The following is a 16874-nucleotide window of genomic DNA, read 5'->3' on the forward strand; positions in this document are numbered from 1 at the left end:
TGAAAATATTATTTTACCAAAATTGCAGCCGGTTGCATCCTGCTTCGAAACGTGATATGCTGAATACAACTCACTAATGCACCATAACATTTTTTGAAATGGAGAATTCTTATGTTAAAAGGCGTTTTTCCTGCCACAAAAAAAGATGGAACCATCTACTATCGTACAAGCATCAATTATTCCGGCAAACACATCAGCCTTGGAAGTTTTGCTTCAGAAGAAATGGCGCATCTGGCTTATAAGGAAGCATCCCAGACTCTTTCTGACGCCGTCATAACCATTGACAATGTCTATTCACACAAAAATATTCTCCCTCATGAAAAAATCATCATTCTGCTTAATTTCCGGGACAATGGACTTTATTTTAAAAATCCGATCTATCTGCGCAAAGGATATTTCAGCTATTTTCTTTCCGAACATGAGGAATTAAAATTTGATATTGATGATCTTTTTTATTATTCCAGCCATAAGATCCAGAAGCGGCAGGGACATCTTTTTGTCAGTGATTACGGAATGCAGTATTCCATTCTTTCACGTTATGGGATCCGTCCATACGCGGTTGCCGGAAGAGATTATCAGTTTGTAAATGGAGATTCTTACGACTATCGCTATGCCAATATTCTTGTGATCAATCGTTTTCACGGTGTCTTGCGTCATATCGTGAAAGGGATCACAAAATATCGCACAATGATCCACATCAATGGCAATTATCTTGTCGGCACTTATTCCAGTGAGGAAAAGGCTGCCGTGGCATATAACAAAGCCGTAGATCTCGCAAAGGCTGCCGGAATTAAAAAGGATTTTCCCGAAAATTATGTTGATACACTCCCGCCAAAGGAATATGCAGAAGTTTATACGAAAGTAAAGCTGTCTGAACGTTATCTTTCCTATTTAGAAGAATTTTCAAATAGCCCAGCGTAAGTTTCTTGTATCTTCCACTTAAAAGTAGTACAATAGAACCAAAGTTTTTTCACTATTCCTACTGAATAACTATATATAAGAGGAGACTTTATTTATGAAGCAAACCACTTTCAGCGATCTTGAACGAAATAATAAAACCTGTATGTATGCACATCTGATTGATTCAAGTATCATGACACTTTTCTGTATCCTGCAGGCGCTTTCCGGACTTCAAACCTGGGGATATATCATTATCTTCGCAGTTTTGGGTTTTGGACCGGTTATTGCAGAGTTTTTCTTTTGGAATAAGTCACATGAAACACCCGCGATCCAGCATCTTGTTGCCATCGGTTTCGCTGTTTTTTACAGTTTTGCAATCTTCACTGCAACCAACGGTCTCGTATTTTTATTTGTTATCCCGATGATCTTAATCATCTCAGTTTATAATGATGCCAAATACTCTCTCATAATCAATACCGGAACAGTCATCGAAAGTCTCATCATTACAATTATGGGGGCTCAGACCGGAAAGTTTGGCTACTCCGGACAGGACAATGCCGTGATCCAGGTTGTCATCATGATCATGGTCGGTATTTATTCTTATTTTACATCACAGACATTAAATATCAATATGGCACAGAAAATACAGCATGCAGAGGAATCACAGTCACAGTCCGAAAAACTGCTGGCAAACCTCTCTGAATTATCAGACCACGTCAATCAGAAGATCAACAGCATCCATCAGGAGCTTGATAAATTGAGCACTGCAGCTCAGACCACACAGCATGCAATGCAGGAAGTATCAAGCGGTGCTGCCGAAGCAACGAATGCCGTAATGGAACAGGGTTCCCAGACACAGGAAATTCAGGATAAGATTGTGATCGTCAATGATGTAACACAGCAGATCGATGCAAACATGAAACACACTTTAGATATCGTGACAGAAGGCAGTAGTTCCATGCAGCTTCTCGCCAGCCAGGTAGATACCTCTGTCCAAAACAGCGTGGATGCCGCATCAAAGTTAGAAACTCTGAACCATTACATGGAAGAAATGCATTCTATCGTGGAACTGATCGGCGGTATCACTTCCCAGACCAGTCTGCTTGCATTAAACGCAAGTATTGAAGCTGCAAGAGCCGGAGATGCCGGGAAGGGATTTGCAGTGGTTGCATCAGAGATTACCGGAATGGCTTCCCAGACAAAAGAAGCAACTGTAAAGATCACGGAACTGATCCAGAATGTTACTTCAGCTATCAACGAAGTTGTCACAGTCATCCAGCAAATGATCGATGGAATCAATCAGGAAAAAGAAAGTGCTAAAAACACGGCAAACAGTTTCTCCTCGATTCAAGAAAACACGCTCTCCATTCAGAGTGGTATCCAGAACCTGACCGTAAGTACCTCAGAGTTAAAAGATGCAAACCAGGTCATTTCTGATTCCGTCCAGACACTCTCTGCCATCTCAGAAGAGCTTACTGCTCATGCACACGAAACATTAGAAGCCGAAAATAAAAATACAGATATCCTTGATACTATTGCCTCAAAGATGCAGGAGCTTGTAATATTTACACAAAATCAGTTTTAAATCTATTTGATCAAAAACATCCGGCAGACCTTTTTTAGTTGCCGGATGTTTTTTATGTCATATAATATTGGCAGGAAACGTAATGTCACCTTTTTACTGCTTTTTATGCAAACCAATTCTATTTGCTTAAATATTTTCTACCGCATCACGCAGTTCATCTGCCATACTCTGTACACAGGATGTCTGTGACGAAATTTCCTCCGATGTTGCTGCAATCGTTGCCACCTTCTCATTCATTTCATTGATATTTTCAATCAGATCTTTGATAGAATCAATGCTTGCATTAATCTTAGGAATGATTTCTTCTGCTTTTGCATTGTTCTCTACAATCAGTTTTTTCGTCGAATCGGACAATTCACGTATCTCACTTGCAACTACTGCAAATCCACGTCCAGCCTCTCCAGCCCTTGCCGCCTCTATGGAAGCATTCAGGGAAAGAAGATTTGTCTGCCCTGCTATGGAAGAAATATCCTCATTGCTTGCTTTATAAATATTGATAAAATCAGACATCGTTGCCAATGAACTGTTTAACTCCTGACAGAAATTGGAGATCTCCTGAATATGCTGTGCAAGCGTGGTCGCCTCATTTGCCGAAGTTTCATTCGCGTCACCCAGCTGATCAATATTTTCACTCAAAGATACAAACTGTTCTGTAATATCGGCAAGTTTCTGATTATGAATTTCTTGTTTCTGCTGTTCCTCTTCCATCAGATTCTGGATCTTTTCTTTTTCATTCTCCGCAACACTCTTGACATAATGTACACAGTTTTCCTTGACATTTACACCATTATAAATTGCCCTTGCCATATTGCGACAGGAAGAATAACCACAGGACTCACAATTCATTTTCTGGCTGGCAGCATCCGTCTTATTCATGGAAGCAAAAATCTCCTGCATTTCATGCTCCGCAGGCTCTTTAATCTCAACACTTTTGTTTGTATATTTGCGTACAAAATCATTGATATCTAAATCTTCAAATGCTTTCATCAGATTTACCAAACGATCCTTCTCCGGTACGGATTCGTCCCATGGTGAACCATTCTTTGTCTTCTTGCCAAACAATCCTCTTTTCGCGTCTGCTCCTGCATTTGCCGTTTTGTTTCTCATATCACTGAGTGTGAGCATAACATCATCCGTATTGCGCTCTAACTCAGTAGCTGTTCCATAGATGCATCCCTTAGAGCAGTTTAAAATATCGACCATAAACGGCTGTCTCTTATTCTTTTTGATACGTTCTAAATACTCATGCAGATAGCGATAGGCTTCCTTTTCGCCTTCTACCTGTCTTACCACCTGTTCTTTTCCAAGGAAATGTTCTACGTTTTCTCTTAAACCACCCGGCATCGGATAAAGAGCACCCATGCCATATTCCAGTTCGTCCTCATATTCCTTACAGCCCTGATATTTATTTCCAATCGTTTCAAAAAGCTTTTTAAATGTCACATTATATTTTACATAGCCATAGCAATTTGGATCTGTAATCTCTGTCTTCTTTGCGATACAAGGACTGATAAATGCAAGTTCATCATCACATTTTAAATATTTTTTTATGTAAATTGCCATACACATCATCGGACTATGAATCGGCATCATTTTCGGCAGTAATTCCGGAATATATTTTTCCACATAATTGACAACTGCCGGACATGGCTGGGAAATGCCACCCAGAAACTGATGTTCTGTAATATATTTTAAATATCCCCATGTCGTGATATCTGCACCGAAAGAAACACTGTAAATATGATTTACACCTTTTTCCTTCAGATATCCAAGTACCTTTTTATACTCATGCGGATAATTTGCCAAAAATGCAGGAGCTAAAATAACAGAAATCTTTTTTCCTGCTTCTAATGCTGTAAAAAATGATTTTGTGTCATCCTGATATTCTCTGGCATTATGCTCACATGCATCAAAACATGCCCCACATGCAATACATTTTTCAGAGTCAACTATTACCTTTCCTGCATCTGTTGCAACATTGGCGATCAGCACCGGACAATCTCTTACACATTTGTTGCATCCGGTACAATTATCATTTGCGTAAATAAGTTCCATTTTGTCCACCCACTTTGTATAATTTTCACAAAAAATATATTGTTATAGTGATATTTTATCATATTTTTGTGTTAATAACAATTTTTTATCACTTATTTTTTTGAATGTTTATAAAATAATATACAAAAGAACAGACCGCTTTGAGCAGCCTGTTCTTTTGTTCTTCTAATTGTACTTAAATTAAATTAAAGAATAATCTTCTTCGGACATTTCTGTGCACAGATACCACATCCGACACATTTTTCCTGATCAATATATGCTACATTGTCAATGACATGTACGGCATCCTTCGGACAGTTCTTCTCACAGAGATGACATCCGATACATCCAACGGAACATGCCTTCATTACATTCTTGCCGACATCCTTAGAACTACACTGAACAATATGTTTTGCTGAGTAAGGAACCAGCTCGATTAAGTGTTTCGGGCAGGCAGCCACACATTTACCACATGCCTTACATACTTCTTTATCAACCAGCGCTATACCATCTACGATATGGATTGCATCAAACGGACATGCCTTTACGCAGGAGCCAAAACCTAAACATCCATAGTTACATGCCTTTGGTCCACCGTTTGGAACGAACATCATAGATGCACAATCCTCATTACCAGTATACTCGTAATCTTTCTGTGTCTTGTCACAGGTTCCTGCACATTTTACGAAAGCAACTTTTTTCTCACCTGCACCTGCATCTACACCCATGATTGCACCGATCTTAGCTGCAACTGGAGCTCCGCCGACCGGACACTGGTTGACTGGTGCTTCACCTTTTGCGATCGCTGCAGCAAGTCCGGAACATCCGGCATAACCACAACCACCACAGTTATTTCCTGGAAGTTCGCCTAAGATGGCAACTTCCTTCTCATCAACTTCTACTTTGAATTTTTCTCCGGAAATACCAAGGAAAAATCCAATCAAGATACCTACGCCGCCCACAACAAGGGCTGCAACTAATATTGCTGTAACGTTCATCTTATTTTTCCTCCTAAATCATTCCTGAGAATCCCATAAACGCGATAGACATCAAAGCTGCTGTGATCAGAACGATCGCAGTACCCTGAAATGGTTTTGGAATATCATTGTATTCAATTTTTTCACGCAGACCTGCCATCAGAACGATCGCGATCAGGAATCCGAATGCAGTTGCAAAACCATTTACAACACTCTCTAAGATTCCATATTCTTTTGTAACGTTTGTTAATGCAACACCTAATACGGCACAGTTTGTAGTGATAAGAGGAAGGTATACACCTAAACTCTGATACAATGCCGGCATTGATTTCTTTAAGAACATCTCAACAAACTGTACTAATGCTGCGATAACAAGAATAAATACGATCGTCTGTAAATAAGTAAGATCGATCCCCTTGCTCATCAGATAGCTGTTTGCAAGAATAAATTTATAGATCAGTGCTGTTACAAACGAGGAAATCGTGATAACGAACACAACTGCACCGCCCATTCCGGCTGCTGTCTCTGTTTTCTTGGAAACTCCTAAGAACGGACAGATACCAAGGAACTGACTTAATACAACGTTATTTACAATCGCAGAACCGATTGCAATCAAAAGTAATTCTTTCATCTGTACCTATCCTCCTACTCTTCTTTTCCGGCAGCATCTGCTTTTACAGTTGCTTTACCGCTGCAGTGTGCAGCCTGGCTGCAGCCGGAGCAGTCGCCGCTCAAGCATCCTGCAGGCTCTGCTAACGGTTTTCCTTTTGCTTCCATCTTCGCTCTTACAATGTTCATAATAGCAACCAGACAGGACAATACTAAGAATGCACCAGGAGCCATAACGAAAATTGTGATCGGTGTAAACCATTTTAAGGATAAGATCTGGAATCCGAAGATCTGACCTGCTCCTAAAAGTTCACGGATCAAACCGATGCAGGTAAGACCAAATGTAAATCCAAGTCCCATACCAATACCATCAAACATAGACGGGATTACCGGGTTCTTAGAAGCATAGCTTTCTGCACGTCCAAGGATGATACAGTTTACTACGATAAGAGGAATATATACACCTAAAGACTCGGAAAGGCTTGGTGTATATGCCTGCATGATAAACTGAACCATGGTAACAAGTGATGCAACGATTACGATGAATGCCGGCATACGGACACCATCCGGGATCACTTTACGGAATGCTGAAATCAGCATATTGGATAAAATAAGTACCACTGTTGTGGAAAGTCCCATACCAAGTCCATTGATTGCTGAGGAAGTAACCGCCAATGTCGGACACATACCAAGCATCAGAACGAAGGTAGGATTCTCCTTGATAATACCGTTATATAAACGTTCTACATTTTTGTTCATTAATTTGTACCTCCCGCTAAAACATTCTGGAAGTATGTCAGGCAGGCATTTACACCGTTAGCCATAGCTTTTGATGTAATGGTAGAACCTGAAATTGCTTCGATCTCGTTGTCGGCTGACGGAGCTGACTTAACAACGGTAAAGGAATCTACTTTTTTGTTTTCAAACTGACCGTAGAAATCTTCTTCCTGCGCCTTCATACCAAGACCAGGTGTCTCAGAAATAGATGTGATGGAATAACCATTTACAGTTCCATCATTCTGGATACCTACGGAGAATGTGATAGATCCCTGGCTTCCGTCCTTTGCGGTTACCGTAAATACATAACCAAGTGTATTTTCGGATGCATCCTGTGCTGCAACTACGGTCTCGATCTCATCGGAATATCCGTTTTCATCTAACAGAGCCTGTGCTGCGTCTGCATCAAAATCTGCATAATCTGTAAAATGATCTGCATCTGTAAATACCTGTTTGTAGGCATTCTGTGTTTTTTCTTCATTTACCTTGTCAATTGAAGGTTTTGTGACACCGTACACAACTCCAAGTAAAAGTCCAAGTACGATTGTAAAAGCAAATAAAATTAATGCGTCATGAACGATCTTCTTATTCATCTTATTTGCCTCCTTCCTGCTTTTTGGCTTCTTTTACCATACCAAATGCTCTCGGAACCGTGTATTTCTCAATCATCGGAACTAAAATGTTACTTAAGATGATTGCGAAGGAAACGCCCTCAGCGTTTGCACCAAAGCAGCGGAACAGTCCGGTAAAGATACCACAGCAGATACCAAAGATGATCTGTCCCATTGGTGTGATCGGTGAAGTAACATAATCAGTAGCCATAAAGAATGCACCAAGCATGAGACCACCACCGCAGAGCTGTGCTGTAATATAAGTCCAGTCAGCACCATGTCCGCTGAAAAGAAGCATGAAAACAATAAATGTGATAATATAGCTTGCCGGGATTCTAAGATCGATAACACCCATTAAAATCAGGAAAATTGCACCAATCAGAATCGCGATCGCGGAAGTCTCACCGATTGTTCCGGCTGTACGTCCGATCAGCATATCCATCGTATTGACCGGATCACCATTTCTCATTGCTGCAAGCGGCGTTGCTCCGGTATAGGAATCGATCGTAAAGTTCGTCATGTTAGCTGCAAATGCAATCAGAAGAAAACATCTTGCACCCAGAGCAGGGTTCATGAAGTTCTGTCCTAATCCGCCGAACATACATTTTACAACCACGATTGCAAATACACCGCCGAGTACTGCTTCCCACCATGGAAGTGTAGCCGGAAGGTTTAATGCTAAAAGCAGACCGGTTACAACAGCACTTAAATCATTGATCGTCTGTTTTTTATGTACGATCTTATTGAAGATCCACTCTGATGCAACACAGGATGCGATTGTTACTAAAATTAAAATCAGTGCTCTGTATCCAAAGTTATAAATACCAAATAAGGTTGTCGGAAGCAATGCAATAATTACATAAAGCATGATTCTTTCCGTCGTATCTTTAGAACGCACATGTGGTGATGATGAAACATGATATAAATCACTCACAGGAATCCACCTCTTTCTTCAGTTTTAAAAATTTATTTTTCATATTTCCATTATTTTTTGCGTTTTGCTGCAAGAACCTGTTTTTTCATGGTCTTGATAGACTGTGCAAGCTGTCTCTTAGCCGGGCATGCAAAACTGCAGCTTCCGCACTCAACACACTCTAAGCCATGCCATTTTTCAAATTCTTCGGAAAGTCCCTTATCTGAGAACTTCGCAAGTCTCGACGGAATCAACTGCTCCGGACATGCTTCTACACAGCGTCCACAGTTGATACATGCTGTCTGTAACTTTTCTGCAGCAGCAACCTCATCCTGTGACATACATAACAGGGAGGATGATGTCTTTGTGGTCGGAACGTCTAATCCAAACATGGCAAATCCCATCATCGGACCACCGGAAATAATCTTCTCAGGCTGTACTTTAAATCCACCTGCCGCATCGACAAGTTCCTGATAACTCGTACCAATATTATATAAAAAGTTACCTGGATGCTCTACCGCATCACCTGTGATCGTAGAAATACGGTTTGTTACCGGCTTGCCAAGTTTAACTGCATTGTAGATGGCAATGATCGTCTCAACGTTGTCAACGATGCATCCTGCATCTGCCGGAAGCATTTTGGAATTGATGGAACGTCCTGTCACAGCATAAATCAACTGACGCTCACCACCCTGCGGATACTTTGTTTCTAATGGACATACTTCAATACGCGGTTCATCCTTTACAAGTTCCTGCAGTTTTTCAATACAGTCCGGTTTGTTATTCTCAATACCGAATACACCCTTTGCCTTGTCAAAAATCTGAAGAATGATCTTCATACCTCCGATCAGCTCTTCCGGATTTTCTAACATTCTCCGATAATCTGCGGTCAGATATGGTTCACACTCTGCACAGTTTGCAATGATATACTCAATTTTTTCCGGTTCTTTTGGTGATAACTTCACATGAGTCGGGAAACCCGCACCTCCCATGCCGACAACACCGGCCTCTTTTACTTTACCAATGATCTCTTCTTTTGATAAAGCTGTCACATCTTCACATGGCGTATAAGAAACCTCTTCGAACGCTCCGTCGTTTTCGATCACGATGGAATTGACCATATCGCCAACTGCCACACGACGCGGTTCAATAGCTTTTACAGTACCGGAAGCAGATGCATAAATTGGAGATGATACAAAACCGCCCGCTTCTGCGATTTTCTGTCCCTTTAATACTCTGTCGCCTTTCGCCACTATCGGACTTGCAGGTGCTCCGATATGCTGTGATAACGGATACACCAGGTCGCCCTTGGGTAAAACTTCCACAATCGGCGCATCCTTTGCTAATTCCTTGCCTTCGTAAGGATGGACGCCACCTTTAAATGTCTTTAAACCCATTTTTCGTGCCCCACTTTCTCTTAATTGTATTCTATTCTATGATATGTCTCATAGAACATTTATCCTATTGATTATACCACAAAATGATACATATTCCATCTATTCCTTGTATTTTTTTTAGAACCTTTTGACAAAATTTTCACAATTATTGAGATAATTCCATCAATTAATGGCATTTTCTTTTTCTTTTTATATGTGATAAAATAGTTTATTATGAAGGAAATCAGGGAGGATTTATATGAAACACTGGCACGAAGAAATGCCTTTTACAGCAGATGATTCACTGGCAGAACTGATATTTACAGAGAATTCTCTTTTTTTTGATATAGAAACAACCGGATTTTCAGCTGCACGCACATCACTCTATCTGATCGGATGCGCTGCGCGGAAAGAAAATCTGCTTATTGTCGATCAGTTTTTTGCAGAAACTCCGGCAGATGAATCGGATGTACTGCATGCATTTTTGGATTATCTGCAAAATTTTGATACGATCATCACGTTTAACGGAATCGGTTTTGATATTCCGTACCTGACAAACAAATGTCAGAAGTACAAAATACCAGAACCATTTTCCGCTTATGAATATGTTGACATCTATAAAATGATCTCAGGCTTTCGTTTTCTTTTTGCCCTTCCAAATTTAAAGCAGAAAACGGTAGAGCAATTCATTGGTTTAGAACGCGAGGACGCATATAACGGTGGTGAACTGATAGATGTATACAAGGCATGTCAGAAAAATCCAGATAAAAAACTTATCTCTCTTTTAAAGCAGCACAATTATGAGGATGTTATCGATATGCCAAAGCTTCTCTCCGTACTGTCCTATGTAAAGCTGTTTGAGGGCGCATTTAATGTGACATCCGTCTGTGCCAATGAATCTGTCTCCTATGACGGCAAACCCTGCAGGGAGATTCTCTTTTCCATGCAAAACATTTTTCCGGTTCCTAAACGTGTTTCCTGTCATTATGAGGATTTCCATCTGGTTGTCGATACAGACCAGACAACACTCTGTGTCCGTTTATATACAGGGGAACTCAAATATTTTCTTTCTGATTATAAAAATTACTGGTATCTGCCTGAGGAAGATCTCGCCATTCCCTCAAGCCTTGCTGCCTCGATTCCAAAAGAACGAAGAAAAAAAGCTACCGCAGGAACCTGCTATAAAAAAAAGAATGCCATTTTTGTTCCCCAGTATCAGGAAATACAAAAACCGGCATTCCGTCTTATGTTTAAAGATAAAAAAAGTTATTTTGAACTGTCAGAAGATTTTGTTGCTTCCAGTGAAATGCAGAAAGAATATTGTATGCATGTACTGCAGTTTATCTGGAAGAAAAAATTGTGAACTGTCATTCCTTTTATTTATAATTTGATCTGGTCAACCTTACTCCATGCACTATAAACCTTTTTGCCATCTGCCAGCTTATATGTTCGTATCTGTACATAATACACCGCATTATTTTTCAGTTTCTTTATTTTTAATGTGGTGTTTTTATTTCTGGTAATCACTTTTTTCTGCACATTTTTCTTCATCTTTGAATCAGTACTATAACGTATCTCATATCCGGTGGCACTATCTGCTTTTTTCCAGGATAGCTCTATCTCCCCGGCGTTTACGCTGACACTTTTCGTAAAAGATGTTTTTTTCGGTAATATTTTAAATGTTTTTGTGACTGTTCCAATATACGCACCTTTTCCACTGACGATCACTGTTGCAATGCCGCTTTTTTTATTATTTTTATACTTCACGGTATAATCAGTGCCTTGTTTTAATTTTTTCCCTTTCAATGTAACCGTCACAGACGGTTTCTTCGCTTTGCCATCGTATGTATAAGTATTTTTATTGAGTGTACATTTTGCTTTTTTTATGCTGGCTAAATTATCCGGATTTTCAAATTTTATATGAAATGTCTGATACCAGCCATTCTGAACATCATATTCATAAGAAACCGTGTTTGTTTTTTTATCCGTCAGTGTAACAACAGAACCATATCCTCCATCACTTCTGGTTCCTCCTGTTACTTCTCCAATCTTTGACATATCAAATCCCGGCAATTTTGCCAGATCGATCTTTTTCCCCTTTTCAACTGTATAATACTGATTATCAAATTTATACCATCCCAGCCCTGATATATTACTAATATCAAAACTGGTAAGTTCATTACCGTTCAGCTCTATATTGGTCAGATTTGTAGATTTTCTCAAATCCAAATATTTCAGTCTGTTTTTCTGGCAGTCTAATGTACGCAACTTTTTATTTTTTGTCACATCCAGTTTCGTAAGATTATTTCCTGCACAGCGATAGGTAACTAATTTTTTAAATTTGGATATATCTATGCTTCCAACCCCTGTATATGCAACATCAAGCTCTGTGAGATTCACACATCCCGTCAGGTTAACCGTTTTTAATTTCGGTGCCTTATGACATGCAAACGTTTTAAGGTTTTTACAGTTGCTGAGATTGATTCTTTCAATATTAGGAATTACAGGATCAACATATGTTCCATAGCCATATGCGGCAAATTCAGCCTCTTTTAAATACTTATTATTGCTCAGATCCAATTCTCTTAGTTTCTCAAGTTTTTCAAATCGATCCACGTCAAAAATTTTCAACGATGTATTCACACATTTTATTTTTTCTAGTTTCGGTGCCTCTCCCTCAAAATACACTTCCTCAAGTTTGTTATATTTACTTAAATCGAGACTAGTCAGCAGTAAATTTTCAAAAGTTATTTTTTGTATCTTTTTCGGCAATTTTAAATCAGTCAGTTTACCGGCATTCAGTTCTAACTCTTTCAGTTTACTACACTCCTGTAAATTTAGCTTTTTTAAACCTCCAGAACTGATACGAAGCTTTTTCAGACTTTTACAGCCGGTAAAATCTATATTTTTCAGATTATCCTGATCTAAAGTATCAAACTCAGTCAGTTCGGAACATCCTGACAAATTCAGGGTTTTCAAATAATAATCTTCAATATCCAGTTTTTCAAGATTCGCACATCCGTTTAATTGTAAATTTTCCGTGGAGCCTTCTACCGAAAACTCTTTTAAATTTTTATAATTACTTAAATCCAGTTTTTTTGACGATACCCCCTCAACATGAACTTTTTGAACTGATTTTGGAAGTACAAAATCTTCACTCAGTTTTACCGCTTTCAACGAAAGTTCCAAAATCTTCTGTTGGCTGTTCAAATCCAGTTTAGCAATTGAACTTCTATCCTTTCCGTACAGATTTTCAATGTCAAGCTTTTTCAGTGCAATACAAGGACTCAGATCTAATGCAGCTCCCATATATTCTTTTATTGTCAGTGTTTCTAATTTTTGGCATCCTGTAAAATCAATTCCTGCATCCAAATCTATACCCGCATCTATAGAAAGGCTTTTTAATGCGGTACATCCAGAAAACGACGCAACTCTCAAATGATCGACTTTATAAGCATCCGATATCTCTATCTCTTCCAACGAACTGCTGTTCATAATACTGCAGATACCATCTGTCAAAACAATTTTTTTCAGGTACCGTAAATATTCTATTCCCTCCGTTTGTATTTTTTCCTCAAATTCCAGCTTTGTAATCTTCCTGTTTTCGGAATCTGCCAAGAGACCATCTTTATTGGTGTCATATTTCTTGATTTTTTTGCGAAATTCATCATCCGGAAAATTCATTTCATTGATCGCTACACTGCCATCCTGATGAAATCCTTCATCCAGTTCCGGTTCGTCCGGTTCCTCTGGCTCTTCTGTCCCATCGTACATCATCCAGACACTTTCTTCCGCTTCTTCTGTATCATCAGCATCCATGATTTCCCCGGTCTCTGTCTCAGTTGTCTGCTCCGTATTTTTCCCGGTTTCCGTCTCCTCGGTTGTCTGCTCCGTATTTTTCCCGGTTTCTGTCTCCTCAGTTGTCTGTTCCGTGTTTTCTTCTGCACCCGTCCCGGTTATCTGCTCCGCAGTATCCGTTTCTCCACCGTTCTCATCACCGTAATCTGCAAAAATGCTCTCCGTGGTCTGTGTATTTTCCTGCGCACAAATGTGTACGCTTTCCTGTAAGCTAAATATCACACCCACAGCCAGTCCAAGCGACAATATTCTTTTATATATTTTTTTCATTTTCAACCTCCAAATAATAAAACAGCCTATCATTTCCTGATAAGCTGTTTTTAATTATGTACTGTTACTTTTTCTCAAAGAAGAAGGATGTATGTCTGTCAAATCCAAGTTCTCTGTAATTCATGATCTGTTCTGTACTTCCAATGAAAAGTACACCACCCGGCTGAAGCGCTTTATGGAACTTCTGATAGATCACATCTTTTGCTTCTTCCGTGAAATAAATAACCACATTACGGCAGACGATCAGATTGCAGCCACTCGGATAGGGATCTTTTAACAGGTCATGCTTTTTAAATTCCACCCTTTTTTTGATCTCATCTGAAATCTGATAGGAAGAACCAACTTTTGTAAAATACTTCTTTTTCAGATCATCCGGCACAGAGGCAATACTCTTTTCATTGTACAGTCCCATTCTCGCCGTATCAAGCACCTGATTGTCGATATCCGTTGCAATGATCTTAATATTTGCAAGCGGAACCTGTCTTGAAAGTGCCATGACAAGGGAATACGGTTCATCTCCTGTTGAACATGCCGCACTCCAGATTTTCAGGTTCTTGCCAAACTTTTTGATCAGTTCCGGGAATACCTGTCCCTCTAATATCTTCCACTGATCCGGATTACGATAGAATTCAGAAACATTGATTGTCAGGAAATTGATGAACTGATCAAATTTTTCTTTATCTTTCTTAATCAGTGCTACATAGTCATTGTACGTCTTAACGTTGTTCTTCGTGATCAGCGTATTGATCCGGCGGCGCATCTGTTTTTCCTTGTAAGAATTCAGATCGATTCCGGCAAGCTGCAAAATGTCCTTTTTAAATTTTTCATAATTATCGGTTTCCAGCATAATCTACTTTCCTCCTGTTTCCTTTTGCACAAAAGTTCTGTAAAACCAGATTTACTTTCATGCCATATCAAAAATAGGCTTTGCACATTCCGTGAAAGCCTATTTTTATCCATATTACTGTATACGGAATTTAGTTCTCTTCTGCTGCAACTGCATCGATATCGACATCTGCAACATCAGCATCTTCTGACTCATTTGTCTCCGGAGCAAGTAATGCTTTGATGGAAAGACTGATCTTCTTCTCGTCCTCGTTGAAATCAACGATCTTAGCTTCGATCTCCTGACCTACTTTTAATACATCAGATGGTTTCTCAATATGCTCTTTTGCAATCTGGGAAACATGCAGTAATGCGTCAACACCCGGAGCAAGCTCTACGAATGCACCGAAATCTGTCATTCTTGCCACTTTTCCTTTTACAACGTTTCCAACCGCATATTTCTCTGCAGCACCATTCCATGGATTCTCTGCCGGGAATTTCATGCTGAGTGCAATTTTTGTATCGTTGATATCTTTGATGAATACACGCACATGATCACCAACATTAAATACTTTTTTCGGACTCTCTACTCTGCCCCATGACATCTCAGAGATGTGAAGCAGTCCGTCAGCTCCGCCAAGGTCAATGAATGCACCGAAGTCTGTTACATTTTTAACAGTTCCTTCCATAACATCACCAACTTTGATCTTTGCAAACAGCTCTTTCTGCTGCTCTAATTTCTTAGCAACTAAAAGCTGTTTTCTGTCGCCGATGATTCTTCTGCGTTTTGGATTGAACTCGCTGATCACGAACTCGATATCCTGATCTTTGTACTTGGATAAATCTTTCTCATAGCTATCAGATACAAGGCTTGCCGGGATAAATACTCTTGTTTCATCCACGATCACGCAGAGACCGCCGTCTAATACCTGTGCTACTTTTGCTGTTAATACTTCTTTGTTTTCAAATGCCTCTTCTAATCTCTTGCTGCCTTTTTCTGCTGCGAGACGTTTGTATGTGAGTAATACCTGTCCCTCACCGTCATTTACCTTAAGAACCTTTGCTTCCATGGTGTCGCCGACAGATACCAGTGTTGTTAAATCAACGTTAGCTTCGTTCGTATATTCATTACGAGTAATGATTCCGTCTGATTTGTAGCCGATATTCAATACGATCTCATCAGGTTTTACATCGATAACGGTACCTTCAACTACCTCTCCATTTCTTATTGTTTTAAATGATTCCTCCAGCATTTGTTCAAAGCTCATTTCTGACATTCTTTTGAACCTCCTCAATAATTTTGTTTGGGGTAGAAGCCCCTGCGGTAATACCTACGCTATCGATGGACTCAAAACATGTGATATCCAAATCTTTTACAGTTTGTATATAGTAAGTATTGTTGCATTCGTTTTTACATATTTCAAACAACTTCTGCGTATTGGAACTATTTCTGCCCCCTATGACAATCATGGCGTCCACATCACGGGCAATCTTTGCTGCCTCAGTCTGTCTTTCCTCGGTGGCATTGCAGATTGTATTTAAAACAATTATATCATAACCTTTTTTATTTATAATTTCAACTAATTCTTGAAATTTATTGTAATTAAATGTCGTTTGTGCTACAATACATACCTTTTTCCCAGATTCTGCCTGATATTTTTCTGCCTCTTCCGGGGTTGCGATCACAGCCGTATGCGGATTCAGCGACCAGCTTTTGATTCCTTTTACTTCCGGATGCTTTTCATTCCCGATAATTACGATCTGCGCCCCTTCGGCACTGTGTTTTTCCACAAGGCGGTGTATCTTTAACACAAACGGGCAGGTTGCGTCCACCAATGTATAGCCAAGTTCTTTTATTTTTTCAGATATGCCCTTTTCCACTCCGTGTGCACGGATGATGACCGTTCCACCATGCGCCGCCCTCTCTTCGAGTTCTTCTACGCTCTCTAAAACAGTCACTCCTTTTTCTTCCAGATCACGCACCACCTCTTCATTGTGGATGATCGGACCAAATGTATAGATTGGCTGTCTCTCTGCGGCACTCATTTCAAGCTGCTCATACACGGTATCGACCGCGCGCTTTACGCCAAAGCAGAAACCTGCACTTTTTGCCAATGTTATCTTCATATTTTATGTTTC

General features: G+C 39.7%; 14 protein-coding genes. 3 read left to right on the top strand and 11 right to left on the bottom strand.

What is annotated here, in order from left to right; translation table 11 throughout:
- Window positions 1–111: 111 nt before the first annotated feature.
- Window positions 112–921, top strand: coding sequence for a hypothetical protein (locus RIL182_RS10595; protein ID WP_006858030.1), 810 nt, complete (start codon window positions 112–114; stop codon window positions 919–921).
- A gap of 94 nt (window positions 922–1015) precedes the next feature.
- On the top strand, window positions 1016–2485 hold the full coding sequence (locus RIL182_RS10600; protein ID WP_006858031.1) for a methyl-accepting chemotaxis protein: 1470 nt from the start codon (window positions 1016–1018) through the stop codon (window positions 2483–2485).
- A 126-nt stretch (window positions 2486–2611) separates the two neighbouring features.
- Here RIL182_RS10600 and RIL182_RS10605 read toward each other — a convergent pair whose 3' ends face one another.
- The 7 genes from RIL182_RS10605 to rsxC form a co-directional block, all read right to left on the bottom strand.
- Window positions 2612–4540: a [Fe-Fe] hydrogenase large subunit C-terminal domain-containing protein gene (locus tag RIL182_RS10605; RefSeq protein WP_006858032.1), complete on the bottom strand. Its 1929-nt coding sequence runs from the start codon at window positions 4538–4540 to the stop codon at window positions 2612–2614.
- A gap of 185 nt (window positions 4541–4725) precedes the next feature.
- A complete protein-coding gene (locus RIL182_RS10610) occupies window positions 4726–5517 on the bottom strand; it encodes an RnfABCDGE type electron transport complex subunit B (RefSeq protein ID WP_006858033.1) in 792 nt (263 codons plus the stop codon).
- 13 nt (window positions 5518–5530) lie between these two features.
- Complete coding sequence (locus RIL182_RS10615; protein ID WP_006858034.1) at window positions 5531–6127, bottom strand: electron transport complex protein RnfA; 597 nt, start codon at window positions 6125–6127, stop codon at window positions 5531–5533.
- 14 nt (window positions 6128–6141) lie between these two features.
- Complete coding sequence (gene rsxE, locus RIL182_RS10620) at window positions 6142–6864, bottom strand: electron transport complex subunit RsxE (protein WP_006858035.1); 723 nt, start codon at window positions 6862–6864, stop codon at window positions 6142–6144.
- Window positions 6864–7475, bottom strand: coding sequence for an RnfABCDGE type electron transport complex subunit G (locus RIL182_RS10625; protein WP_006858036.1), 612 nt, complete (start codon window positions 7473–7475; stop codon window positions 6864–6866). Before RIL182_RS10625 ends, rsxE begins: the two co-directional genes overlap by 1 nt.
- Before the next feature lies 1 nt (window position 7476).
- Window positions 7477–8427, bottom strand: a complete 951-nt coding sequence (locus RIL182_RS10630) for an RnfABCDGE type electron transport complex subunit D (RefSeq protein ID WP_022113026.1) — start codon at window positions 8425–8427, stop codon at window positions 7477–7479.
- A gap of 50 nt (window positions 8428–8477) precedes the next feature.
- A complete protein-coding gene (rsxC, locus tag RIL182_RS10635) occupies window positions 8478–9803 on the bottom strand; it encodes an electron transport complex subunit RsxC (protein WP_006858037.1) in 1326 nt (441 codons plus the stop codon).
- Window positions 9804–10041: 238 nt separating this feature from the next.
- Here rsxC and RIL182_RS10640 point away from each other — a divergent pair, with 238 nt between their 5' ends.
- Window positions 10042–11145, top strand: coding sequence for a ribonuclease H-like domain-containing protein (locus tag RIL182_RS10640; protein ID WP_006858038.1), 1104 nt, complete (start codon window positions 10042–10044; stop codon window positions 11143–11145).
- A 17-nt stretch (window positions 11146–11162) separates the two neighbouring features.
- Here RIL182_RS10640 and RIL182_RS10645 read toward each other — a convergent pair whose 3' ends face one another.
- The 4 genes from RIL182_RS10645 to ispH form a co-directional block, all read right to left on the bottom strand.
- Window positions 11163–13910, bottom strand: a complete 2748-nt coding sequence (locus RIL182_RS10645) for a fibronectin type III domain-containing protein (RefSeq protein WP_134523296.1) — start codon at window positions 13908–13910, stop codon at window positions 11163–11165.
- Window positions 13911–13974: 64 nt separating this feature from the next.
- Window positions 13975–14757 (bottom strand): CheR family methyltransferase, encoded by a 783-nt coding sequence (locus tag RIL182_RS10650; RefSeq protein ID WP_006858039.1) that lies wholly within the window; start codon window positions 14755–14757, stop codon window positions 13975–13977.
- Between the two features lie 130 nt (window positions 14758–14887).
- Window positions 14888–16012 carry a 30S ribosomal protein S1 gene (rpsA, locus tag RIL182_RS10655; protein ID WP_006858040.1) on the bottom strand — a complete coding sequence of 375 codons (1125 nt, stop codon included), beginning with the start codon at window positions 16010–16012 and terminating at the stop codon, window positions 14888–14890.
- A complete protein-coding gene (gene ispH / locus RIL182_RS10660) occupies window positions 15993–16862 on the bottom strand; it encodes a 4-hydroxy-3-methylbut-2-enyl diphosphate reductase (RefSeq protein WP_006858041.1) in 870 nt (289 codons plus the stop codon). The genes rpsA and ispH overlap by 20 nt, the downstream gene beginning before the upstream one ends.
- Between the last annotated feature and the right edge of the window lie 12 nt (window positions 16863–16874).

It is taken from the genome of Roseburia intestinalis L1-82 (genome assembly GCF_900537995.1).
In the GTDB taxonomy this organism is placed as follows: Bacteria; Bacillota; Clostridia; order Lachnospirales; family Lachnospiraceae; genus Roseburia; species Roseburia intestinalis.